The sequence below is a fragment of the Rhodocyclus purpureus genome, from assembly GCF_016653115.1.
GTDB classification, from domain to species: Bacteria; Pseudomonadota; Gammaproteobacteria; order Burkholderiales; family Rhodocyclaceae; genus Rhodocyclus; species Rhodocyclus purpureus.
This window is the reverse complement of sequence record NZ_NHRX01000028.1, coordinates 1-21,324: the sequence shown is the minus strand read 5'-3', so window position 1 is coordinate 21,324 and position 21,324 is coordinate 1. Positions and strand designations below refer to the sequence as shown.

Sequence of the window (21,324 nt, the reverse complement as noted above, 5' to 3'; positions counted from 1 at the left end):
TCGACGGTATCCACGAAACAGGGGCAATCGAGCGGCGAATGATCGAGGCGAGGACGGCACCGAGCGCGGTTCATGCGACGCTGGTTAATGCGCCGGTTAATGGTGAATCGTTCGCTCGAACGGTTGCATGGCCATGGCTGCACCCATGCGCCGGAGGGTGCTGACAAATGCTGACATCCAAGCCGCAAGGTTACGGGCAAGGTTGCACCCCATGCGCCGGCTGTCGGCGCGCATCGCACTGGTACGCATCCCGGTACGCAGTCAAATGACCAATTTCGCGCGGCAGGTCGCCGGTAGCCACTTCAGCGGTAGCCACTTGGTAGCCAGTCAAACCCGTTTCCATCGGGCTGGTTTCCAGCTTGGTTGCCACCGAAAACGTGGTTTCCATCTGGCTGGTTACCAGACTGGTTTCCAGCGAAATCCGGCCCGGCGAGCGATGTAACAGGGGCGATGTAACAGCCGCTGTAACACCGAAAAGACAGAGCGCGAAGCGACCTACTCGGGAAAACTCACGTTGCGGCAGCAATCGCAACAACGGCACGCGCACGGAAGCGACTGAACCTGAGCATTTCTGAGCAAGCGAGCGGCAGCAAGAACCGCGCACGCGAAAGCCACATCTGCGCAGGTGCAGCCCTCCGCTACAGAAAAATACAGCAAGGCGACAGGCATCGTGCGGCCTTGACGCCTGTGCGATGATTCAATCCCAACTTACCCGAAGGAGTCAGACCATGCCGAAGCAAGCGAGCGCGCCGCCGACGAGCGCGGAACCGGACGAGGTGACAGCGGCCCACGGTGGCACCCATGCGGCGACGGACGAGGAACTGAAGGACTTGGTAGCTGAAGCCTTGCTCATTGCGGCAATCGAGCGCCGCCAAGCGAAGGCCGCAGAGCAGCAGGCCAATCCGCCGAAGAAGTAACGGATCGGGAGGTGCAGCGACGGGCGCCGATGGCTACATCGCCCGGATTTGGCTACATGGTGGCTACATGAAACCGGCAGCGAAAAATTCACCGCCTGATGACTCGCCTAAGTTCTTGATTTTGCTTGGTGCCCCCGCCCGGAATCGAACCAGGGCCTGATGCTTACAAGGCAACTGCACGACCTTCATGCTACGGGGGCACGGCACTGAGCGGGCGCATTATAGCGCAGGCCGCGTGCGTGCCGCTGCTTCGGCGAAGATACCTTTCCCCGCCGGTCGGCTAACGACACGGACTGGCTTTCGGCTAGACTGCCAGTCCATCCTCCTCACGCCAAGCCCGCTCACGCCGTCATGAACTTCTGCAACCTTTGTGGCGCCCCCGTCGACCTCGTCGTCCCGCCCGGCGACACCCTGCAACGCCACGTCTGCTCGCGTTGCGGCGAGATCCACTATCGCAATCCGAAGCTGGTGGTCGGCTGCATCGCCACCTGGGAAGACAGGATCCTGCTCTGCCGCCGCGCCATCGAACCGCGCCACGGCTACTGGACGTTGCCGGCGGGGTTCATGGAGAACGGCGAGACGACCCCGCAGGCTGCCGTGCGCGAAACGCTGGAGGAGGCCTGCGCGCGCATCGAGGTGGACGCGCTGTCATCGCTGATCAGCGTCCCCGGCTTCGATCAGGTGCATCTCTTCTACCGCGGCAGGCTGCTCGACCCGGACTTCGGCGCCGGTCCGGAAAGCCTGGAAAGCGCACTCTTCCACGAAGGCGACATCCCCTGGCAGGACCTCGCCTTCCGCAGCGTCACGTTCGCACTGCGCGCCTTCCTCTCCGACCGCGCCGCCGGTCGTTTCCTGGTGCACGAGCACGAATTACGGTAACGGAATCACTCGTCGAGGCTGAAGCGTACCGGCAGCACGATCCTGAACTCCCGGCCGCGCAAGGCCTCGGGGACTGGCGTATTGCTCGCTGCCCGCCGCACCATGTCGAGGGTCTGCTCGTCGAGCACCGGGTAACCGCTCGAACGCTCGAGACTCACGCGCGGTGGCGCCAGGCCGCCGCCGCTGACCGCAGCCTCGACCGTTCCTTCCCAGCCGCGCTCGCGCGCGAGCGGCGGATAGCGCTTGAAGCGTCTGGCCTCGATCGCCAGTCCCATCCGGTATTCGCGCAAGGCGTCGGGACTGACGCCGTCGCGCGGCGAGCCCGCCGCGCCGGGCGCAGCGCCGGCGCCGCCGGGAGACGATTCGGGCGACACCGGCGTCGAAGCGAACCCCGACGTCGGCGCGGCGGAGGCCACCGCGACACTTTCCGGTCGCTCCGCAACGAGCAGCCTGCTTTCGCTCGGCGCCGTATGCTTCGGCTGCGAATTGCGCTCAGGCGCCGATCTTTCAACCCCCGATTTGGCCGCAGGCGCGTGTTCCACGCGCGATCGTGCTGCCGGAACTGCCACAGCGGGCTGCGGACCGGGACTGACGACGAGTCGCCCGGCTGCCCGCGGGATCGCCACCGGCGCCGGGGAGACCCAGGTGCCGGCAAGCAACAGGCAGTGGAGCAAGATCGACGCTGACAGCGCCTGAATCAATGGGCGGCGGGAATAATGCAAATTCGTCGTTTCAGGCGTTGCGGTCGGAGAGCTTCGCCGAGCGCTTCAGCGAAGATCGAGGAGCGCAAGGATACCCCAAGACGATACCTTCGGCCGCCGCGAAGGCTACGGCCGAACTTGCCGCGCAGGGCTCAGCGCTGCGATCGGGCAGCGTCCTCGTCCATCTTCTTCTTGAAATAGCGCGCGAAGAAGATCGACATGCCGATGGTGAAGACGATGACGAAGATGCTGAACAGCCCCATGTCGCTGGTAAACAACAGTTCCCAAGCCATGACTCATTCCCCCTTGTAGGTGATCGGCGGTTTCGCGCTGCGCGGCGGCGCCGGCAGCGACAGCGAAGCCTCGCGGTCCGGGTTCCAGTCGCCGACGAGTCGCCATTCGCCGGCGGTGTCCTCCAGCGAGAAGCGCCAGCGCCCCGAGATCGGCGCGCTCAGGCGCCCGGCGTAGAGGCCGGTGCCGATGGCGCGCAAATCGACCAGCTGGTCGAGCCCCTTCTTGGTCGGGTGCGTGACGTGCAAGGCCAGCTGGTCCGGCGGGACAAAACCCGGGTTGGCACGCAGGAAAACGCGCAGCTCGGGTTCGCTCGTGCCGCCCTCAGCCTGCATGACCACCTCGCCGTTGATGCCGAGTTCGAGCGCCCGGTGATCGCGCGCGACGCGCTGACTCACCGCGAGCCCCTGCTTGTAGTAGTCGTCATCGACGAGACCATCGTAGCTGCTCACCGCCAGCCAGGCGGTGACCGAACCAGCGACGATGACGGCAAACGGGCCGGCCATCAGCAGCCATGGCCAGCGCTCGCGATACCAGGGTTTGCCGAGCGTGTTGCGGGTGATCGTATTCATGGCAGGTAGAAGGTCGCCTTTTCGCGAACTGAAAGTTTTTCGTCGTAGGGAGCACGGATCTCGAAATGGATCGTCTGCGCCCCCTTCAATCCCGGCGGCGGCTCGACCAGGACGGTCAGCGGAACGGTCAGCGCCGAGGCCCCATTCACTTCGACGATCCGGTCACCGACGATGTCGATGCCTTCGAGGCCGTCCACGCTGATCGCGAAGCGGTGCGCCTGTTCGTCGGTGTTCATGATCTGCAGCGTGTACGCATTCTCGATCCGGCCGTCGTCGGCTTCTCGCGACAGCGCACCCCGGTCGCGCAGGACGTCGACCTTGAGCGGCGTACGCGTGGCCAGGCTCCAGGCGGTACCGGCGACGATCGCTGCGAGGATGAAGCCGTAGAGCAGGATGCGCGGCCGGACCAGGTGGGAGAGGATCTCGCTCGGCCCGAACTTCTGCGCCATCGCATTCTCGGTCGAATAGCGGATCAGCCCGCGCGGCGAACCGAGCTTGTCCATCACCTCGTCGCAGCCGTCGATGCACTTGGCGCAGGCGATGCACTCGTACTGCAAGCCCTTGCGGATGTCGATTCCCGTCGGACAGACCTGCACGCAGATGCCGCAATCGATGCAGTCGCCCGTCTTCGCCGCAGCGGCGCCCTTGCGCTTGGCGCCGCGCGGCTCGCCGCGCTCGGGGTCGTAGCCGATGATCAGCGTGTCCGGGTCGAACATCACGCCCTGGAAGCGCGCATACGGGCACATGTACTTGCACACCTGCTCGCGCAGGAAGCCGGCCTGCATGTAGAGGAAGCCGGCGTAGAAGAGGATCCAGAACCACTCCCACGGACCGAAGCTGAGCGTCGGCACCGCGGCGACGAGTTCCTTGATCGGCGTGAAGTAGCCGACCAGGGTGAAGCCGGTCCACAGCGCCAGCAGCAGCCAGAGCAGATGCTTGGTCGCACGCAGGCGGAACTTGCGCGCGTTCATCGGCTGCGCATCGAGCTTCATGCGCGCCGGGCGCTCGCCCTCGACGAAGCGCTCGATCCACATGAAGATTTCCGTGTAGACCGTCTGCGGACACGCGTAACCGCAGAACAGCCGGCCGCCGATCGCCGTCACCAGGAACAGCGCGTAAGCTGCGAGCACCAGCAGCACCGCCAGATAGATCACGTCCTGCGGCCACAGGACCAGGCCGAAGATGTAGAACTTGCGCTCGACCAGGTGGAAGAGCACCGCCTGCCGCCCGTTCCAGTCGATCCAGCACAGTCCGTAGAAGAGCAGCTGGGTCAGGAAGAACATCGCCCAGCGCCACTTGTTGAAGCGCCCGCTGACCGAGCGCACCTGGATCTTGCGGCGCTTCTCGTAGAGCGATCCGGTATCGACCGGAACTTCAACCGCCTTGGCAGCGGCTGCCCGTGGTTTCTCGACCGGGGTCGTCATGGCAATCTCGATCCACTATTGCATTGAAGGCTGGTGCTCCATGCCACCGACGCCAGGGAAGGCGCATGGAGGGTCGCGCAGTACTGCGGCAAAACACTGCGGCCGTGCCGGGAAGTCCCGACACGGCCGTTCGATCACTTGCTTTCCGGCGTGTTGCTCAGGCTATAGACGTAGGCGGTCAGGAGATGTACCTTGCCTTCGCCGAGGAACTCCTGCCAGGCCGGCATCTGGTTGTTGCGACCGAGCGTGATGGTCTCGATCACCTTGGCCTCGGTCCCGCCGTGCAGCCAGACCTTGTCGGTCAGGTTGGGGGCGCCGAGCATCTGGTTGCCCTTGGCGTCGGGGCCGTGGCAGGCGATGCAGCCGGATTCCATGAAGGCCTGCTGACCCTTGGCGACGCGTGCCGCATCGACCGGCAAGCCGGACAGCGAGCGCACGTAGCTGGCCAGGTCACGGATCGTCTCGTCACCCAGATGTGCATGCGATGGCATCACACCGAAGCGACCGGCGGCGATCGTTTCCTTGATCCGCTCGGGCTCGCCGCCCCACAGCCAGTCCTTGTCGGTGAGGTTCGGGAAACCCCGGGCGCCCCGCGCATCCGAACCGTGGCACTGGATGCAGTAGGTGAGGTACAGGTGCTTGCCCATCTCGATCGCCTCGCGATCGGCGGCGACGGTGGCGACATCCATCTTCAGGTACTTGTCGAAGAGCGGCTTGGTCTGTGCCTCGGCCTTGGCCACCTCCTTCTCGTACTGCCCGACCGAAGTCCAGCCGAGCGCACCCTTGAAGTTGCCGAGACCGGGATAGAGCGCGAAGTAGACGAGGCCGAAGACCACGGTGATGTAGAACAGCCACATCCACCAGCGCGGCAGCGGGTTGTTGTACTCCTGCAGGGTCTCGTCCCAGACGTGCCCGGTCGACTGCACCTCGCCGGGTGGCGGGCGATGCAGGCTTTGCGCCCAGAGCAGCAGCGCACAAAACAGCACACTGCCGATGACGATGACGATGACGTACCAGTTCCAGAACTCGTTGATAAAGTCGCTCATGATGCTTTCCCCTTCAGCTGGCGATCGGCGAGGCCGAGCTCGGCCCGGTCAACCGCTTCTTCGGAAAACGGCAGCATTGCCGCCTCGTCGAAGCGTTTGCGGCTCGACTTCAGGCCGTATGCCCACCAGACGATGCCGAGGAAGGTGAGCATCGAGATCACCGTCGTCAGCGAACGCAGATCGTTGATATCCATGATCATGCTCTTATTGCGTGTCCTTGATTTCGAGACCCAGCCCCTGCAGGTAGGCGACCAGCACGTCCAGCTCGGTCTTACCTTCCAGTGCCGCCTTGGCACCGGCGATGTCCTCGTCGGTGTAGGGAACGCCGACCAGGCGCAGCGCGCGCATCTTGGCCTCGATGTCGGAGGCGTCGACCGGCGTCTTTTCGAGGAAGGCGAAGGCCGGCATGTTCGACTCGGGCACCACGTCGCGCGGGTTGATCAGGTGCGCGCGCTGCCAGGCGTCGGAGTAGCGACCGCCGACGCGGTGCAGGTCGGGACCGGTACGCTTCGACCCCCATTGGAACGGATGGTCATAGACGTACTCGCCGGCCACCGAATAGCGACCGTAACGCTCTGTCTCGGCGCGGAACGGCCGGATCATCTGCGAGTGGCAGTTGAAGCAGCCCTCGCGCAGGTAGATGTCGCGACCGGCGAGGCGCTCGGCGGTGTAGGGCTTCAAGCCCGGAACCGGCGTCGTCGTCGACTTCTGGAAGAAGAGCGGGACGATTTCGAGCAAGCCACCCCAGAGCAGGATGAACAGGGTGAGCGCGAAGAGCAGACCCAGGTTGCGCTCGATCTTGTCATGTGTCAGGAATTTCATTTTTCTCCCTCCCGATCAGGCGTGGTGTCCGGCCGGAGCCAGAATCGGCGCTTCGACACGGACGCCGCCGGCCATGGTGCGCACCATGTTGTAGGCCATGATCAGCATGCCGGTCAGGAAGAGCAGGCCGCCGATGACACGGATCGTCCAGAACGGGTAGGAAGCCTTGACCGACTCGACGAAGCTGTAGGTCAGCGTCCCGTCCGCATTGACGGCGCGCCACATCAGGCCCTGCATGACCCCGGAGATCCACAGCGCGGCGATGTAGAGGACCACACCGATGGTCGCGACCCAGAAATGCACGGTGATCAGCTTGACGCTGTACATCTGCGGCTTCCCGAAGAGGCGCGGCAGCATGTAGTAGATCGAACCGATCGACACCATCGCCACCCAGCCGAGCGCACCCGAGTGCACGTGGCCGACCGTCCAGTCGGTGTAGTGCGACAGCGAATTGACCGTCTTGATCGCCATCATCGGGCCTTCGAAGGTCGACATGCCGTAGAAGGACAGCGAGGTGATCAGGAACTTGAGGATCGGGTCGTCGCGCAGCTTATGCCAGGCGCCGGACAGGGTCATGATGCCGTTGATCATGCCGCCCCACGACGGTGCCAGCAGGATCAGCGAGAAGACCATGCCGACCGATTGCGTCCAGTCGGGCAGCGCCGTGTAGTGCAGGTGGTGCGGGCCGGCCCACATGTAGGTGAAGATCAGCGCCCAGAAGTGCACCACCGACAGACGGTACGAATACACGGGGCGACCGGCCTGCTTCGGCACGAAGTAGTACATCATCCCGAGGAAGCCTGCGGTCAGGAAGAAGCCGACCGCGTTGTGGCCGTACCACCATTGCACCATCGCGTCCTGGACGCCGGCGTAGGCCGAGTAGGACTTGGTCAGCGACACCGGCACGGCAGCGCTGTTGAAGATGTGCAGGAGTGCGACGGCGAGGATGAAGGCGCCGTAGAACCAGTTCGCGACGTAGATGTGGCTGACCGTGCGTTTGGCGATGGTGCCGAAGAAGACGATCGCGTAGGCGATCCACACCAGCGCGATCAGGATGTCGATCGGCCACTCGAGTTCGGCGTATTCCTTGCCCTGCGTCATCCCCAGCGGCAGCGTGATGGCCGCCAGAACGATCACCAGTTGCCAGCCCCAGAAGGTGAAGGGAATCAGCGGTCCGCCCCACAGCCGCGCGTGACAGGTGCGCTGCACGACGTAGTAGGAAGTGGCAAACAGCGCACAGCCGCCGAAGGCGAAGATCACGGCGTTGGTGTGCAAGGGTCGCAATCGACCGAAAGTGAAGTAAGGACCGAAGTTCAACTCCGGCCAGACAAGCTGGGAGGCAACGACGACCCCCATCAGCATGCCCACTATTCCCCAAACTACCGCCATCACCGAGAACTGCCGGATGACCTTGTAGTTGTACGTCGCTTGCGCTTCTGACATGGCACACCTCACTCCGAAGACGACACGCCCATTCTCTCGCTCAGTACTGCTTGCGTGTCATTCATTGACCAACTGTATCGGCGAACATTTTAGCCGAACAAATCACAAATTGACACAAATCAAGAGCGGCTTTTACAAATCAAACCGGGCCGACCTTGCCGGAAGAGCCGGACTCGGCCCCAGACTCCGACGACCGCGGCACTGAAGATTCGGGCGGTCCGGCAGGCGGCACTGGGGCTGCCTGGGGCGACTTGGCAGCGACGTTCCTGCCCTGGTCGTCGTCCATCAGCACGCGATAGGCAGGTCCGTCGAGGTCGTCGAACTGGCCGCTCTTCAGCGACCACCAGAAGGCGATGCCGACCAGGAAGACGAGGACGACCGAGACGGGGATCAGGAGGTAGAGGGTTTCCATGGGGTTTCCCTAGCGTGAGTCAGTCGCGCCGCTGCAGCCTGAGCGAGTTCAGCGCGACCAGGAGCGAACTTGCCGACATGCCGATCCCGGCCAGCCACGGCGTCACCATCCCGGCCATCGCCAGCGGCAGTGCCAGCGCGTTGTAGGCGACGGCCCAGGCGAGGTTCTGCCGGATCACGCGCCAGGTGCTGCGTGCCAGGCGGACGCCCTGGCGCAGGTGGTCGAGGTTGCCCGAGAGCAGCAGCAGGTCGGCCTGCGTGCGTGCCAGCGGCGCGCCCTCGCCCATGGCCACCGAGACCTGCGCCTGCGCCAGCACCGGTGCGTCGTTGACCCCGTCACCGAACATCGCGACGACCTCGCCCTGTGCCTGCAGGGCGGCAACGAAGTCGCGCTTGTCCTGCGGCGACAGCGCTGCATGCACGTCGTCGATGCCGAGTTCGGCGGCGACCGCGCGCGCCACCGGCCAGGCGTCACCGGTGGCCAGCGTCACCTTGCATCCCGCGGCGCGCAGGTCGGCAACGAGCGACGCGGCCTGCGGGCGCAGCGCGTCGCCGATCGAGAACAGCGCCAACCAGCCGTCAGCGTCGCCGAGCGCGATCAGCGTCGCGACGCCACCGGCAGCCTCCCCGACCACGGCCGGCAGCGGCTGGCCGTGCAACTCGGCGACGAACTCGGGACGCCCCAGGCGCAGCCGCCGGCCGTCGACCCGCGCCTCGATCCCCGCCCCCGGCGTGTTGCGCAATTCGCCGACGTCGATCCCCGCGGCGGCGGAACCGGCGGCACTGCGCAGCGCGCTCGCCAGTGGATGCTCCGAATCACGCTCCAAGGCTGCCGCCACTGCCAGGCAGCGCTCGCGGTCGAGCTGCCCGAGCGGAACGACTTCGCGCAGGTGCATCCTGCCGAGGGTCAGCGTCCCGGTCTTGTCGAAGACGAAATGCGTCGCCCGCGCCAGTGTCTCGATCGCGTGCGCGCGCGTCACCAGCACCCCCTCGCGCGCCAGCGCGCCGCCGGCGGCGGTCAGCGCCAGCGGCGTCGCCAGGGACAGCGCGCAGGGGCAGGTGACGACCAGTACCGACACCGTCACCCACAAGGCCTGCGCCGGGTCGAGCCACAGCCACGCGAGCGCGGTGAGCGCTGCCAGCAGCAGGACGGCGGCGATGAAGCGACCGGCGACACGGTCGGCGAGCTCGACCAGACGCGGCTTCTCGCCGGCTGCGCGCTCCATCAGGCGGACGATCGCCGACAGCCGGGTCGCCTCGCCGACAGCGTCGACGGCGACGACCAGCGGGCTGGCGACGTTCTGCGCACCGCCAATCACCGCGTCGCCCGGGCGCTTCGGCACCGCTGCGCTCTCGCCGGTGAGCAGCGCCTCGTCGGCCGCACTCTCGCCCTCGACCACCCGCCCGTCGGCCGGGATGGTCGCGCCAGCACGTACCAGAACGAAGTCGCCGGCCTTCAGCTCGCCGACCTGCACCTTCTCCGGCTCGCGCCCGGTCGGAAAGTGCGGCAGCCGCTCGGCGAACGCCGGCAGCAGCCGCGCCAGCGCCTCGGTCACCGACACCGCCTTCTGTCGCGCCGTCATCTCGAGGAAGCGGCCGCCGAGCAGGAAGAAGACGAACATCGTCACCGAATCGAAATAGACCTGCCCGGAAGCAGTCAGCGTCGCCCAGACGCTGGCCGCGAAGGCGCCGCCGACACCGATCGCCACCGGCGTGTCCATGCCGACGCGGCCGAGGCGCAGGTCGCGCCAGGCGCCGCGGAAGAAAGGCGCCGCCGAATAGAAGACCACCGGCAAGGTCAGCACGAGGCTCGCCCAGCGCATCAACTGCTCGAAGTCGACGCCCATGTCGCCGTCCGCGAAATAGACGGGCACCGCGTACATCATCACCTGCATCATGCCGAAGCCGGCGACGAAGACGCGCCACAACGCGCGCCGCCGCTCCTCGTGCGCCAGCGCCTCGCTGCGCGCGGGGTCGTAGGGATAGGCGCGGTAGCCGATCGCGGCGACGGCGGCGAGGATGTCGGAAAGCTGGATGCGCTTCGTGTCCCAGCGCACGCGCGCGCGCCGGGTGGCGTAGTTGATGTCGGCGGCGAGCACGCCGGGGAGCCTGGCGAGGTGCTGCTCGTTCAACCAGATGCAGGCGCTGCAGGTGATCCCTTCGAGCAGCAGCGCCGCCTCGCGCTCGTCGGCGCCGAGTTCGCGCACGAAGCTCTTCTGGAAATCGGCGTTGTCGTAGAGGCGCAGGTCGGCGAGTACCGCCGGCAGCGCCTCGCGCGGCGACTCGGGCAGGGAGTCACGGTTGCGGTAGTAATCGGCGAGCCCGTTGGCGACGATCGCCTGCGCCACCGCCTGGCAGCCGGCGCAGCACAGCGGCCGCTCCTCGCCGTCGATGGCCACCGACAGCGAGACGTCGTCGGGAATCGGCAAGCCGCAGTGGTAGCAGTCGCCGCGACTCATCGGGCGCTGCCGCTCAGGTTACCGCTACGCATTTGCGACCCCTCTCTTGATCTACCTCAACAAATCTTACCGCGAAAGCCGGGGGTGCGAGCGCCTGCGCACGCGTTTCGCGCGAGCCGATGCTGCTGCCGAGCGCGCAAAACGGCCGCGGCAGCAGCAGCCTCCCCCAGCCGCTATAATCGGGGGTTTTCCATCGAGGCGGCACACGCCCAATGCTCGTTCATCGCGGCTTTTCGCGCCCCGCCCCTGCGGCGACGGCGCTCACCATCGGCAACTTCGACGGCGTCCATCTCGGTCACCGCGCCCTGCTCGCTCGCCTCGGCGCAGCGGCGCGCGCGCGCGCACTGCTGCCGGCGGCGCTCACCTTCGAGCCGCACCCGCGCGAGTATTTCGCCCCGGAATCGGCACCCGCGCGGCTATCGACCCTGCGCGAGAAGCTCGAACTGATCGCTGCCGACGGCGTCGACTATGTCTGCGTCGCACCGTTCAACGCCAGGCTCGCGGCGCTGTCGGCCGAGGACTTCATCGAACGCGTGCTGCTCGATGCGCTGCGCGTGCGTCACCTGATCATCGGCGACGACTTCCGCTTCGGCGCCGACCGCCGCGGTGATTTCGCGCTGCTCAAGGCCGCCGGCGAACAGCACGGCTTCACCGTCGAGGCGATGGACAGCGTGGTCTGCGCCGGTGAGCGCGTCTCAAGTTCGGCGGTGCGCGATGCGCTCGCCCGGGGCGAACTCGAACGCGCCGAGCGCCTGCTCGGCCGCCCCTACGCGATCGACGGGCGCATCGTCCATGGCCAGAAGCTCGGCCGTCGCCTCGGTTTCGCCACCGCCAACATCCTGATCAAGCACGAACGACCGCCGCTCTCGGGCGTCTTCGCGGTCGAGGTCGATGGACTCGCTGGCAGTCCGCAGGCCGGCGTCGCCAACCTCGGCATCCGCCCCAGCGTCGACAACCGGATGCGCCCGCTGCTCGAAGTGCATCTGCTCGACTTCGATCGCGACATCTACGGAACGCACCTTTCGGTACGCTTCCTGCAGAAGCTGCGCGACGAGACGCGCTTTTCCGGACTAGACGCGCTGCGCGCGCAGATCGCGCGCGACGTCGAGGAAGCACGCAGCTTCTTTGCCGCCCTCGCCTGAACGTTCACTTCACTCACCGAATTTCCGCCCGCAAACTTTCCGAAGACCGCCATGGCCGACTACAAGAAAACGCTCAACCTGCCCGACACGCCCTTCCCGATGCGCGGCGACCTCGCCAAACGCGAGCCGAAGTGGGTCGCCGACTGGCAGCAAGGCAAGCTCTACGAGAGGATTCGCGCGGCTGCTGCCGGCCGCCCGCGCTTCGTGCTGCACGACGGCCCGCCCTACGCCAACGGCGACATCCACATCGGCCACGCGGTCAACAAGATCCTGAAGGACATCATCGTCCGCTCGAAGACGCTGTCCGGCTTCGACGCGCCCTACGTCCCCGGCTGGGACTGTCACGGCCTGCCGATCGAGCACCAGATCGAGAAGCTGCACGGCAAGCACATCCCCGGCGACCGCGTGCGCGAACTGTGCCGCGCCTACGCCGCCGAGCAGGTCGCGCGGCAGAAGAAGGACTTCATCCGTCTCGGCGTCCTCGGCGAGTGGGACAACCCCTACCTGACGATGAACTTCAAGACCGAGGCCGACCAGATCCGCGCGCTCGGCAAGATCCTCGAGAAGGGCTACCTCTACCAGGGCCTGAAGCCGGTCAACTGGTGTCTCGACTGCGGCTCGGCGCTCGCCGAGGCCGAGGTCGAGTACGAGGACAAGACCTCGCCGGCGATCGACGTCGCCTTCGCGCTGCACCCGAACCACGCCGAGAAGGCGGCCCGCGCCTTCGGCCTCTCGCACCTGCGCGGCCCCACCTTCGCCGTGATCTGGACGACGACGCCGTGGACGCTGCCGGCCAACGAGGCGGTCAGCGTGCATCCGGAATTCGACTACGAGTTGATCGAGACAGAGAAGGGATCGCTGATCCTCGTGCGCGAACTCGCCGACGCGTGTCTCGCGCGCTACGGCCTGACCGGCGAACGCATCGCCAGCGCCAAGGGCAGCGCACTCGAACGCCTGCTGTTGCGCCACCCGCTGCAGGACCGTGAGGTCGAGATCATCTGCGGCACGCACGTCACCGTCGAATCCGGTACCGGCCTCGTGCATACGGCGCCGGCGCACGGCATGGACGACTACATCGTCGGCAAGGCCTACGGCCTGCCGGTGAGGAACCCGGTCGGCGACGACGGCCGCTTCGTCGCCGCGACGCCGGCGCTCTCCGTGGGCGAACTGGCCGGCAAGACGGTCTGGGAAGCCAATCCGCTGGTAATCGAGGAACTGACGGCGCGTGGCACCCTGCTCAAGCAGGACAAGCTCAGGCACAGCTACCCGCACTGCTGGCGGCACAAGACGCCGATCATCTTCCGCGCGACGACGCAGTGGTTCGTCGGCATGGACCAGCGCGCGCACGAGGAGACGCCCGGCGAGGAACCGGCGACGCTGCGCTGGATCGCCGGTCGCGCCGTCGACGAAACCCAGTTCTTCCCGGCCTGGGGTCGGGCGCGGCTGGAGGCGATGATGAAGACGCGTCCCGACTGGTGCGTGTCGCGCCAGCGCAACTGGGGCGTGCCGATTCCCTTCTTCCTGCATCGCGAGTCGGGGCAGCCGCACCCGCGCACGCCTGAACTGATCGAGGAAGTCGCCCGGCGCGTCGAGAAGGCGGGCATCGAGGCCTGGTTCGCGCTCGACGCGAAGGAGCTGCTCGGCGACGAGGCCGACCAGTACCGCAAGATGAGCGACACGCTCGACGTCTGGTTCGACTCGGGAACGACGCACTGGAGCGTGCTGCGCGGCTCGCACGCCGAACAGTCGAAGTGGCCGGCCGACCTCTACCTGGAGGGCTCGGACCAGCACCGCGGCTGGTTCCAGAGCTCGCTGCTCACCGGCTGTGCGATCGACGGTCGTGCGCCCTACGACGCACTCCTGACGCACGGCTTCGTGGTCGACGGCAAGGGACTGAAGATGTCGAAGTCGCGCGGCAACGTGATCGCGCCGCAGAAGGTCTCCGACACGCTCGGTGCCGACATCCTGCGCCTGTGGGTCGCCGCCACCGACTACTCGGGCGAGCTGTCGATCTCCGACGAGATCCTGAAGCGCGTCGTCGAAGCCTACCGCCGCATCCGCAACACGCTGCGCTTCCTGCTCGCCAACGTCGCCGACTTCGACGCCGCCAGCGAGATGCCTGCGGCCGACGAGTGGCTGGAGATCGACCGCTACGCGCTGGCGATGACGCGCGAACTCGCCGAGCGCTGCGAGGCCGACTACGCGCGCTTCGAGTTCCACCGCGTCGTGCAGTCGCTGCAGACCTTCTGCTCGGAGGACCTGGGCGGCTTCTATCTCGACATCCTCAAGGACCGGCTGTACACCACCGGCGCCAAGTCGCTGGCGCGCCGCTCGGCGCAGGGCGCGCTGTGGCACATCGCGCACACGCTGACGCGGCTGCTCTCGCCGATCCTCTGCTTCACCGGCGAGGAAGTCTGGCGCGTGCTCGGCGGCAAGGAAGACGATTCGGTGATGCTGCACACCTGGCACCGGCCACCGGCACCCGCCGACGAGGCGCAACTGCTCGACAAGTGGGCGAAGATCCGCGTCTGGCGCGGCGAGGTGACCAAGGCCATGGAAGACCTGCGCAGCGCCGGGCAGATCGGCTCTTCGCTGCAGGCGAAGGTCGTCCTCCACGCCGACGGCGAGAAGCACGACATCCTCGCCTCGCTCGGCGACGACCTGCGCTTCGTCTTCATCTGCTCGCAGACCGAACTCGTCCGCTCGGGCGAAGCGCAGACGCTGGTGACGCCGCTCGCGCACGGCAAGTGCGAGCGCTGCTGGCACGTCCGCGCCGACGTGGGCAGCCACGCCGAGCACCCCGAACTATGCGGCCGCTGCGTCAGCAACCTGTTCGGCGAAGGTGAAGCGCGTGCCTGCGCCTAGGCTCGGCGCCTGGCTGGGCCTCGCCGCGCTGCTCGTCGGCATCGACCAGGCGAGCAAGTGGTTCGTGCTCGCCCACATGCGGCCGGGCGAGACGCTCTACGTCGCGCCGTTCTGGAACTGGGTGCTCACCTTCAACGCGGGCGCGGCGTTCAGCTTCCTCTCCGACGCCGGCGGCTGGCAGCGCTGGTTGTTCACGGCGCTGGCCTTCGCCATCTCGGGCTGGATCGTGCACATGCTGCGCCGGCACGCCGCCGACGTCCGCCTGGCGCTGGCGCTGACGCTGATCATGGCCGGCGCGCTCGGCAACGTGATCGACCGAATCCGCTTCGGTGCCGTCGTCGATTTCATCCAGTGGCACGCCGCAGGCTTCTACTGGCCGGCGTTCAACGTCGCCGACTCGGCGATCACCGTCGGCGCGGTGCTGCTCGCGCTCGACCAGCTGCTGCCGCGGCGGGACCGGGTTTCTTGATTGAGCTTGCATCCGTCGGGTTAGGCTGCGCAGACCCGACCAACCGCCATCACTTCGAACCACCCTCACCTCAAGGAAAACCTGTGAGCGCCACCGTCCAAGCCGACAGCTTTCTCACCCTGCACTACCGCCTCGCCGCCACCGACGGTGCCGAGTTCGTCAGCACCTTCGACCTGTCGCCGGCGACCCTGCAGATGGGTAGCGGCCAGCTCGCCGAACCGCTCGAAGCGCTGCTGCTCGGCTTGCCGGTCGGCGCCGAGCGCGTCTTCGAACTGCCGCCACTGGCCGCCTTCGGCGAACACAACCCGCACCTCGTCGAGCGCATCGCGATCTCCGCGCTGCCACCTGAGACTGAACTCCGGCCCAATTCGATCGTCGAATTCGCGACCGCCGACGGTGCCGCCTTCGCCGGCTTCCTGCGCGAAATCGACGGCGACAGTGCCGTCTTCGACTTCAACCATCCGCTCGCCGGGCGCGCGATCCGCTTCGAGGTGAAGCTGATCGGAATCCTCTGATGCGTCGCTGAACGCGCGCACCGCCGACCACGGGCGCTTCCATGCGCCCGCCCCAACTGCAAGGATCCTGCATGGACATCATTCTCGCCAACCCCCGCGGCTTCTGCGCCGGCGTCGAACGCGCCATCGCCATCGTCGAGCGTGCGCTCGAAAAGTTCGGCGCGCCGATCTACGTCCGCCACGAAGTCGTGCATAACCGCTTCGTCTGCGACAGCCTGCGCGAAAAGGGCGCGATCTTCATCGACGAACTCGCCGACGTCCCCGAGGGCAGCACGGTGATCTTCAGCGCCCACGGCGTCTCGCAGGCGGTGCGCGAGGAAGCAGAAGCGCGCGGCCTGCGCGTCTTCGATGCCACCTGTCCGCTGGTGACCAAGGTCCATGTCGAAGTCGCGCGCATGCGCCGCGAGGGCCGCGAGGTCGTCATGATCGGGCATCGCGGCCACCCCGAGGTCGAGGGGACGATGGGGCAGGCCGACGCCGGGATGTACCTGGTCGAGAACGCCGCCGACGTCGCCGACCTGCAGGTGGGCGACCCCGACGCCCTGTCCTACGTGACCCAGACCACGCTCTCGGTCGACGACGCGGCGCAGGTGGTCGGCGCGCTCAGGCAACGCTTCCCGACCATCGTCGGGCCGAAGAAGGACGACATCTGCTACGCGACGCAGAACCGCCAGGATTCGGTGCGCGGACTCGCCGACTCCTGCGACCTCGTGCTGGTGGTCGGCTCGCCGACCAGTTCCAACTCCAACCGCCTGCGCGAAGTCGCCGAGAGCCGCGGCGTGCGCGCCTATCTGGTCGATCGTGCCGCCGACATCCGTGCCGAATGGCTGGAAGGCGTGCAGCACATCGGCGTCACCGCAGGTGCCTCGGCCCCCGAGAAGCTGGTCCGGGAAGTCGTCGAGCGCCTGAGCGCGCTCGGCGCCGGCACCGTGAAGGACATCCCCGGCATCGTCGAAGGCGTGAATTTCCCGCTGCCGCGCGACCTGGTCGAAGCGAGCTGATCTTGTGCCGGCTGCGCGGATGCACGCGGCGCTTGCTTTCCTCGCGGCCCCGTCCTATAATTCGCGGCCTCGTGCTGCTGTAGCTCAGTCGGTAGAGCAACTGATTCGTAATCAGTAGGTCACCAGTTCGATTCCGGTCAGCAGCACCACAGAATCACTCGATTATCCCGCTCCGGCGGGATAATCGTTTTCCGCCCCGCAGTATGACAGCAGGGAAAAGTCCGGCACAGCCCGGGCCCGCGCCGTGGTCCCGCCACGCCGCAGGCCATGCACCGGACTCAACTTGTGAACGGGAATCAGCCCGTCTCGGCACCGTTCGCGCTCTTTGAAAAGGACTCGCATGCACTCTACCCCGATTCTCCAATACCTGAAGAAGCACGGTCAGTTGCTCGACTCCGAAATCGCTTCCGCCACCGGCCTGCCGCTGGCGGAAGTTCGCGTTTCGCTTGATAACCTTTCGGCACAGGGCGAAATCTCCCGTTGCAGCGTCACCCGCTTCACCGACGGCAAGCCGGTCGAGAGCATGCTCTGCCGCGTTTCCGGCTACAGCCCGCCCGCCGCCCCCGGCCGTAAAGCCGGCGCCAACACGGCAGCCGCCTCGGCCTGAGCAGCACCGCAACATCCCTCTGCGGCAACCGCGCGCGCAGAGGGCCGCCAGCAGCGGCCACCTTCGCAAAGCACCCTTGCGAACCGGGCGCCCGCCCGACACGTTCAGCACAAGACCACGTCCGCTGCCGGCAATACCGTTTCCACCAGTCGAAGCGCGTGCGCGCACAGCGCACGCATTCCGTCGGGAGGGCGCCACGTCCTCCGTGCCGGGGGAAGAGCGCCCGCCCCAAGGGCACCCTCGCTGGCACGCACCGCTGACCGCAGTCCGTCCTCGTCCTCGCGCAGGCTAGCGTCCGCCGCAAAACCTGCCACCGGCAGCGATGCAATCCGGATGAAACCTGAGCCGGATAGACTGATTGCGATGGAAACTTTGCCGCAACCTTGAACACCTGCGGGCACGCCCCCATCATGCCCGGTGGATTGGTCAAGACAGCAAGGAGGTACTCAGCAATGAAAACGCTTCTCGTCGCAATCTATATCGCCGGCCTCGGCGCCGCCGATCGCAGCCAGCCGGTTCAGATCAACCAGTACCCGATGGCGAGCATGAGCGAGTGCAAGGAACTCGCCAAGGTGATGGTCGAGCGGACGCGTGTCGGCAAGATGCGCGCCTTCTGCGAAAAGGTGCCGGCCTAGGCCGCCGGCTAGACACGCAGCGCTCCGCGTAGCCGCGCCGGCTGCGCTGCGAGGGAGACCATCCGGTCTCCCTTTTTATTGCTCGCCCGGGAGGCTCAGTCGAGGCGCGCCAGCTTCGACTTCGCCAGCGGCGGGTTCTTCGCCAGGTACTTGCGGATTCCCGAGAGGATGGCGTCGGCGATCTTGTCCTGATAGGCCTCGTCGTTGAGGCGCTTCTCCTCCTCGGGGTTGGAGATGAAGGCCGTCTCGACCAGGATCGAGGGGATGTCCGGCGCCTTGAGCACGGCGAAGCCGGCCTGCTCGACGTTTTCCTTGTGCAGACGGTTGATCGCGCCGAGTTCGCCGAGGACGGCGCTGCCGAGTTTCAGGCTGTCGCTGATCGTCGCCGTCTGCGACAGGTCGAGCAGGGTCCTCGCCAGGATCGGATCCCTGACGTCGATGTTGACGCCACCGATCAGGTCGGCCTCGTTTTCCTTCTGTGCCAGGTAGCGCGCCGCCGAACTGCTGGCGCCGCGCTCGGACAGCGCGAACACCGACGAGCCGCGCGCGTCGGGCCTGATGAACGCGTCGGCGTGGATCGAGACGAACAGGTCTGACTGGATGCGCCGCGCCTTCTGCACGCGCATCTGCAGCGGGACGAAGAAATCGGAGTCGCGGGTGAGCACGGCGCGCATGTTCGGCTCGGCGTCGATGCGCGCCTTCAGGCGCCGCGCCACCGACAGCGTGACGTTCTTCTCGTAGCTGCCGCCACGGCCGATCGCGCCGGGGTCTTCGCCGCCGTGCCCGGGATCGAGCGTGATCGTCACCAGCCGGTCGACCACCGGCGGCTTGCCGCGCTGGCGCGCGCCCGCGCGCGTCTCGGGCTGCGCGTCGGGACGTACCTCCGGACGTGGCTCGGCCGGGGCTTCGTTGCGCGCGGCGCCTTCGCCCTCGGCGCGTGCCGGACCCGCTTCGCCCCTGCCTCCCTTGTCGTCGAGCAGCGCCAGCAATGGGTCGGGCGGGGTCAGCGGATAGACGTCGAGCACCAGCCGGTGACCGTACTCGCCGACCGGCGGCAAGACGAATACCTGCGGCTTGACCTCGTTCTTGAGTTCCATCACCAGGCGCACGACGCCCGGCTTGAAGCGACCGGCGCGCAGCAGGCGGATGTTGGGGTCGTCGGGCGCGATCTTGTTGGCGAGTCCCTGGAGGACGCCGTTGAACTCGACTCCTTCGAGATCGACCACCAGGCGGTCGGGGTTCTTCACCAGGAAGTGCGAATACTTGAGTGGCGCGTCGTACTCGATCGCCACGCGCGTGTAATCCGGCGCCGGCCAGACGCGGACGGCAAGCACGCTCGGCACCGCCCCGCGCACGGCTGCGCGCAACGCCGTCGGGGTCGCCAGCAGCAACAGCGAAGCGCCGGCCGCGCCGAGCAGGCGGCGGCGGGACGCTAGCGGGGAAAGAGGCTGCGTACTTTTGTCAGACATGTCTGCCCGGACGCGCTGAAAGCCGCGAGTTCAAGCGATCGCCCCTCCCCCTCGTGACGCAGGCGAACGACGACGTCGGCAGCCGGCACGAAGCCGGCAGCCTTGTCCGGCCACTCGACGAAGCAGAGGGAGTTGTCGCTGAAGTATTCGCCAAGACCCGCATCGACGAACTCCTCGGGCTGATTGAGGCGATAGAAATCAAAGTGATACAAGTATAAGCTCGACACTGCATAAGATTCAACCAGCGCGTAGGTCGGGCTTTTCACCGGCCCCTTGTGCCCGAGCGCGCGCAGGATCGCGCGCACCAGCGTCGTCTTGCCGGCACCGAGGTCGCCTTCCAGCCAGAAAGTCAGTCCCGGCACGAGCGCTTGCGCCAGTGCCGACCCGAACGCGACCGTCGCCGCCTCGTCGGGCAAGTGCAGACGAAGGCTCGACTGGTTATTATCGCTGCCATGCACGATGAAGACTCCAAAAGGGATGCTGCCAGCCATGGCGAGCTTGCCGACGAATGGCAGCGGCTCGCACGACTGATCAAGGGATGGGGACGGGAGCTCGGTTTTGCCGAGGTCGGCATCGCCGGAATCGACCTTGGCGCGGCGACGCATGAATTCCAGCGCTGGCTCGAACTCGGCCGCCATGGAAGCATGGATTATATGGCGAGAAACGTGGACCTGCGCTGCGCGCCGGAAACGCTGCTGCCCGGACTGCGCTCGGTGATCTCGGTCAGCCTGCCCTACTGGCCCGACGCGGCAGGGAGCGAGCGCGTTCTCGGCGAGCGGACGCTCGGCTACATCTCGCGCTATGCGCTCGGTCGCGACTACCACAAGACCCTGCGCCGGCGCCTGCAGAAACTCGCCGAGCGCCTGCGCGACGAGATCGAACGGCGCGGCGACGGGATACCGTTCGCCGCACGCGCCTTCGCCGACTCGGCGCCGGTGCTCGAAGTCGAGTACGCGCGCCTGGCCGGGATCGGCTGGCTCGGCAAGCACACGCTGTCGCTCACGCGGCAAGGATCGTGGCGCTTCCTCGGCGAGCTATACACGACGCTGCCGCTGCCCGAGGACGCGCCCGTCGCCAGTCACTGCGGCAACTGCACGCGCTGCCTCGACGCCTGCCCGACGCGCGCGATCGTCGCCCCCTACGAAGTCGACGCGCGGCGCTGCATCTCCTACCTGACGATCGAACTGCACGGCTCGATTCCCGAGGAATTGCGGCCGCTGGTCGGCTCGCGCATCTACGGTTGCGACGACTGCCAGCTCGTCTGCCCCTGGAACCGCTTCGCGCGCATCGGCGACCCCGACTTCGCCGTCCGCCACGCGCTCGACGCGCCGCCGCTCGTCGAGCTGTTCGCCTGGAGCGCCACCGACTTCGACGACCGGCTCGCCGGCAGTCCGATCCGGCGCATCGGCCACGAGCGCTGGCTGCGCAACATCGCGGTCGCGCTCGGCAACGCGCCGCGCGGCAATCCCCAGATCGTCGCCGCCCTACGTTCGCGTGCCGACGACGAATCGCCACTGGTGCGCGAGCACGTCGGCTGGGCACTGGCGCGGCATGCTGCTTCCTGAGCGGCCGGCCGCACCTTGACGCCTTGCCTCGATAATGCGTCAATAGATTTACTTATCTTCGATTCGCGGCTGCCGCCGCTCCCACCCCGCT

23 protein-coding genes and 2 tRNA genes are annotated in these 21,324 nt (G+C 66.8%); 11 read left to right on the top strand and 14 right to left on the bottom strand.

Annotated elements, in window-relative coordinates; genetic code table 11:
* Positions 1 to 190: 190 nt before the first annotated feature.
* Entirely contained in the window at positions 191 to 547 is a 357-nt protein-coding gene (locus CCR84_RS16335) for a hypothetical protein (RefSeq protein WP_207186227.1), read from the bottom strand.
* A 181-nt stretch (positions 548 to 728) separates the two neighbouring features.
* On the opposite strand from CCR84_RS16335, the gene CCR84_RS05510 reads away from it, so the two are divergent.
* A complete protein-coding gene (locus CCR84_RS05510; protein ID WP_201210409.1) occupies positions 729 to 917 on the top strand; it encodes a hypothetical protein in 189 nt (62 codons plus the stop codon).
* Between the two features lie 126 nt (positions 918 to 1,043).
* Here CCR84_RS05510 and CCR84_RS05505 read toward each other — a convergent pair.
* Positions 1,044 to 1,117: transfer RNA gene (locus CCR84_RS05505), tRNA-Thr, on the bottom strand.
* Positions 1,118 to 1,268: 151 nt separating this feature from the next.
* Between CCR84_RS05505 and CCR84_RS05500 the strand changes: the two genes are divergently transcribed.
* Positions 1,269 to 1,796, top strand: a complete 528-nt coding sequence (locus tag CCR84_RS05500) for an NUDIX hydrolase (RefSeq protein ID WP_201210407.1) — start codon at positions 1,269 to 1,271, stop codon at positions 1,794 to 1,796.
* Positions 1,797 to 1,801: 5 nt separating this feature from the next.
* Here the strand turns inward: CCR84_RS05500 and CCR84_RS05495 are convergent, their stop codons facing one another.
* From CCR84_RS05495 to CCR84_RS05450, 10 genes are all read right to left on the bottom strand, one after another.
* Entirely contained in the window at positions 1,802 to 2,212 is a 411-nt protein-coding gene (locus tag CCR84_RS05495) for a TonB family protein (protein ID WP_201210405.1), read from the bottom strand.
* 437 nt (positions 2,213 to 2,649) lie between these two features.
* Positions 2,650 to 2,790 carry a DUF3149 domain-containing protein gene (locus tag CCR84_RS05490; RefSeq protein ID WP_201210403.1) on the bottom strand — a complete coding sequence of 47 codons (141 nt, stop codon included), beginning with the start codon at positions 2,788 to 2,790 and terminating at the stop codon, positions 2,650 to 2,652.
* A gap of 3 nt (positions 2,791 to 2,793) precedes the next feature.
* Entirely contained in the window at positions 2,794 to 3,360 is a 567-nt protein-coding gene (locus CCR84_RS05485; RefSeq protein WP_201210401.1) for a FixH family protein, read from the bottom strand.
* Entirely contained in the window at positions 3,357 to 4,784 is a 1,428-nt protein-coding gene (ccoG, locus tag CCR84_RS05480) for a cytochrome c oxidase accessory protein CcoG (RefSeq protein ID WP_201210399.1), read from the bottom strand. Before ccoG ends, CCR84_RS05485 begins: the two co-directional genes overlap by 4 nt.
* Positions 4,785 to 4,918: 134 nt before the next feature.
* On the bottom strand, positions 4,919 to 5,830 hold the full coding sequence (gene ccoP / locus CCR84_RS05475; protein WP_201210398.1) for a cytochrome-c oxidase, cbb3-type subunit III: 912 nt from the start codon (positions 5,828 to 5,830) through the stop codon (positions 4,919 to 4,921).
* The gene (locus tag CCR84_RS05470; protein ID WP_420825382.1) at positions 5,827 to 6,030 is read right to left on the bottom strand and encodes a cbb3-type cytochrome oxidase subunit 3; all 204 of its coding nucleotides are present in this window, start codon (positions 6,028 to 6,030) and stop codon (positions 5,827 to 5,829) included. Before CCR84_RS05470 ends, ccoP begins: the two co-directional genes overlap by 4 nt.
* A 4-nt stretch (positions 6,031 to 6,034) precedes the next feature.
* Entirely contained in the window at positions 6,035 to 6,652 is a 618-nt protein-coding gene (gene ccoO / locus CCR84_RS05465; RefSeq protein ID WP_201210397.1) for a cytochrome-c oxidase, cbb3-type subunit II, read from the bottom strand.
* 15 nt (positions 6,653 to 6,667) lie between these two features.
* Positions 6,668 to 8,095 carry a cytochrome-c oxidase, cbb3-type subunit I gene (gene ccoN, locus CCR84_RS05460; protein ID WP_201210396.1) on the bottom strand — a complete coding sequence of 476 codons (1,428 nt, stop codon included), beginning with the start codon at positions 8,093 to 8,095 and terminating at the stop codon, positions 6,668 to 6,670.
* Positions 8,096 to 8,234: 139 nt separating this feature from the next.
* The gene (ccoS, locus tag CCR84_RS05455; RefSeq protein WP_201210395.1) at positions 8,235 to 8,507 is read right to left on the bottom strand and encodes a cbb3-type cytochrome oxidase assembly protein CcoS; all 273 of its coding nucleotides are present in this window, start codon (positions 8,505 to 8,507) and stop codon (positions 8,235 to 8,237) included.
* 19 nt (positions 8,508 to 8,526) lie between these two features.
* Positions 8,527 to 10,965 (bottom strand): heavy metal translocating P-type ATPase, encoded by a 2,439-nt coding sequence (locus CCR84_RS05450; RefSeq protein WP_201210394.1) that lies wholly within the window; start codon positions 10,963 to 10,965, stop codon positions 8,527 to 8,529.
* A gap of 212 nt (positions 10,966 to 11,177) precedes the next feature.
* Here CCR84_RS05450 and CCR84_RS05445 point away from each other — a divergent pair, with 212 nt between their 5' ends.
* The 8 genes from CCR84_RS05445 to CCR84_RS05410 all read left to right on the top strand — a co-directional run bounded on the left by CCR84_RS05445 (position 11,178) and on the right by CCR84_RS05410 (position 18,199).
* Positions 11,178 to 12,107 carry a bifunctional riboflavin kinase/FAD synthetase gene (locus CCR84_RS05445; protein WP_201210393.1) on the top strand — a complete coding sequence of 310 codons (930 nt, stop codon included), beginning with the start codon at positions 11,178 to 11,180 and terminating at the stop codon, positions 12,105 to 12,107.
* A gap of 51 nt (positions 12,108 to 12,158) precedes the next feature.
* Positions 12,159 to 14,972, top strand: a complete 2,814-nt coding sequence (gene ileS, locus CCR84_RS05440) for an isoleucine--tRNA ligase (RefSeq protein WP_201210391.1) — start codon at positions 12,159 to 12,161, stop codon at positions 14,970 to 14,972.
* Positions 14,959 to 15,441 (top strand): signal peptidase II, encoded by a 483-nt coding sequence (gene lspA, locus CCR84_RS05435; RefSeq protein ID WP_201210390.1) that lies wholly within the window; start codon positions 14,959 to 14,961, stop codon positions 15,439 to 15,441. Before ileS ends, lspA begins: the two co-directional genes overlap by 14 nt.
* A gap of 83 nt (positions 15,442 to 15,524) precedes the next feature.
* The gene (locus CCR84_RS05430) at positions 15,525 to 15,956 is read left to right on the top strand and encodes an FKBP-type peptidyl-prolyl cis-trans isomerase (RefSeq protein ID WP_201210389.1); all 432 of its coding nucleotides are present in this window, start codon (positions 15,525 to 15,527) and stop codon (positions 15,954 to 15,956) included.
* Positions 15,957 to 16,027: 71 nt separating this feature from the next.
* Positions 16,028 to 16,957 (top strand): 4-hydroxy-3-methylbut-2-enyl diphosphate reductase, encoded by a 930-nt coding sequence (gene ispH, locus CCR84_RS05425; protein ID WP_201210388.1) that lies wholly within the window; start codon positions 16,028 to 16,030, stop codon positions 16,955 to 16,957.
* A gap of 73 nt (positions 16,958 to 17,030) precedes the next feature.
* Positions 17,031 to 17,106, top strand: a tRNA-Thr gene (locus CCR84_RS05420).
* Between the two features lie 191 nt (positions 17,107 to 17,297).
* Positions 17,298 to 17,564 (top strand): FaeA/PapI family transcriptional regulator, encoded by a 267-nt coding sequence (locus CCR84_RS05415; RefSeq protein ID WP_201210387.1) that lies wholly within the window; start codon positions 17,298 to 17,300, stop codon positions 17,562 to 17,564.
* 452 nt (positions 17,565 to 18,016) lie between these two features.
* Positions 18,017 to 18,199: a hypothetical protein gene (locus tag CCR84_RS05410; RefSeq protein WP_201210386.1), complete on the top strand. Its 183-nt coding sequence runs from the start codon at positions 18,017 to 18,019 to the stop codon at positions 18,197 to 18,199.
* 95 nt (positions 18,200 to 18,294) lie between these two features.
* Here CCR84_RS05410 and CCR84_RS05405 read toward each other — a convergent pair whose 3' ends face one another.
* Entirely contained in the window at positions 18,295 to 19,668 is a 1,374-nt protein-coding gene (locus CCR84_RS05405; RefSeq protein WP_201210384.1) for an N-acetylmuramoyl-L-alanine amidase, read from the bottom strand.
* Complete coding sequence (gene tsaE / locus CCR84_RS05400; RefSeq protein WP_338052570.1) at positions 19,632 to 20,306, bottom strand: tRNA (adenosine(37)-N6)-threonylcarbamoyltransferase complex ATPase subunit type 1 TsaE; 675 nt, start codon at positions 20,304 to 20,306, stop codon at positions 19,632 to 19,634. Before tsaE ends, CCR84_RS05405 begins: the two co-directional genes overlap by 37 nt.
* Here tsaE and queG point away from each other — a divergent pair.
* A complete protein-coding gene (gene queG, locus CCR84_RS05395) occupies positions 20,196 to 21,233 on the top strand; it encodes a tRNA epoxyqueuosine(34) reductase QueG (RefSeq protein ID WP_338052571.1) in 1,038 nt (345 codons plus the stop codon). The genes tsaE and queG overlap by 111 nt on opposite strands.
* Positions 21,234 to 21,324 lie beyond the last annotated feature (91 nt).

Bases quoted from the DNA above. Each gene is read 5' to 3' on its own strand.
- tsaE (WP_338052570.1), bottom strand. From the start codon at position 20,306: ATGGCGGCCGAGTTCGAGCCAGCGCTGGAATTCATGCGTCGCCGCGCC.
- CCR84_RS05445 (WP_201210393.1), top strand. From the start codon at position 11,178: ATGCTCGTTCATCGCGGCTTTTCGCGCCCCGCCCCTGCGGCGACGGCG.
- CCR84_RS05510 (WP_201210409.1), top strand. From the start codon at position 729: ATGCCGAAGCAAGCGAGCGCGCCGCCGACGAGCGCGGAACCGGACGAG.
- ccoG (WP_201210399.1), bottom strand. From the start codon at position 4,784: ATGACGACCCCGGTCGAGAAACCACGGGCAGCCGCTGCCAAGGCGGTT.
- ccoS (WP_201210395.1), bottom strand. From the start codon at position 8,507: ATGGAAACCCTCTACCTCCTGATCCCCGTCTCGGTCGTCCTCGTCTTC.
- ccoP (WP_201210398.1), bottom strand. From the start codon at position 5,830: ATGAGCGACTTTATCAACGAGTTCTGGAACTGGTACGTCATCGTCATC.
- ccoN (WP_201210396.1), bottom strand. From the start codon at position 8,095: ATGTCAGAAGCGCAAGCGACGTACAACTACAAGGTCATCCGGCAGTTC.
- CCR84_RS05500 (WP_201210407.1), top strand. From the start codon at position 1,269: ATGAACTTCTGCAACCTTTGTGGCGCCCCCGTCGACCTCGTCGTCCCG.
- CCR84_RS05470 (WP_420825382.1), bottom strand. From the start codon at position 6,030: ATGATCATGGATATCAACGATCTGCGTTCGCTGACGACGGTGATCTCG.
- CCR84_RS05410 (WP_201210386.1), top strand. From the start codon at position 18,017: ATGAAAACGCTTCTCGTCGCAATCTATATCGCCGGCCTCGGCGCCGCC.
- ileS (WP_201210391.1), top strand. From the start codon at position 12,159: ATGGCCGACTACAAGAAAACGCTCAACCTGCCCGACACGCCCTTCCCG.
- ccoO (WP_201210397.1), bottom strand. From the start codon at position 6,652: ATGAAATTCCTGACACATGACAAGATCGAGCGCAACCTGGGTCTGCTC.
- CCR84_RS05450 (WP_201210394.1), bottom strand. From the start codon at position 10,965: ATGAGTCGCGGCGACTGCTACCACTGCGGCTTGCCGATTCCCGACGAC.
- ispH (WP_201210388.1), top strand. From the start codon at position 16,028: ATGGACATCATTCTCGCCAACCCCCGCGGCTTCTGCGCCGGCGTCGAA.
- CCR84_RS05405 (WP_201210384.1), bottom strand. From the start codon at position 19,668: ATGTCTGACAAAAGTACGCAGCCTCTTTCCCCGCTAGCGTCCCGCCGC.
- CCR84_RS05415 (WP_201210387.1), top strand. From the start codon at position 17,298: ATGCACTCTACCCCGATTCTCCAATACCTGAAGAAGCACGGTCAGTTG.
- CCR84_RS05485 (WP_201210401.1), bottom strand. From the start codon at position 3,360: ATGAATACGATCACCCGCAACACGCTCGGCAAACCCTGGTATCGCGAG.
- CCR84_RS05490 (WP_201210403.1), bottom strand. From the start codon at position 2,790: ATGGCTTGGGAACTGTTGTTTACCAGCGACATGGGGCTGTTCAGCATC.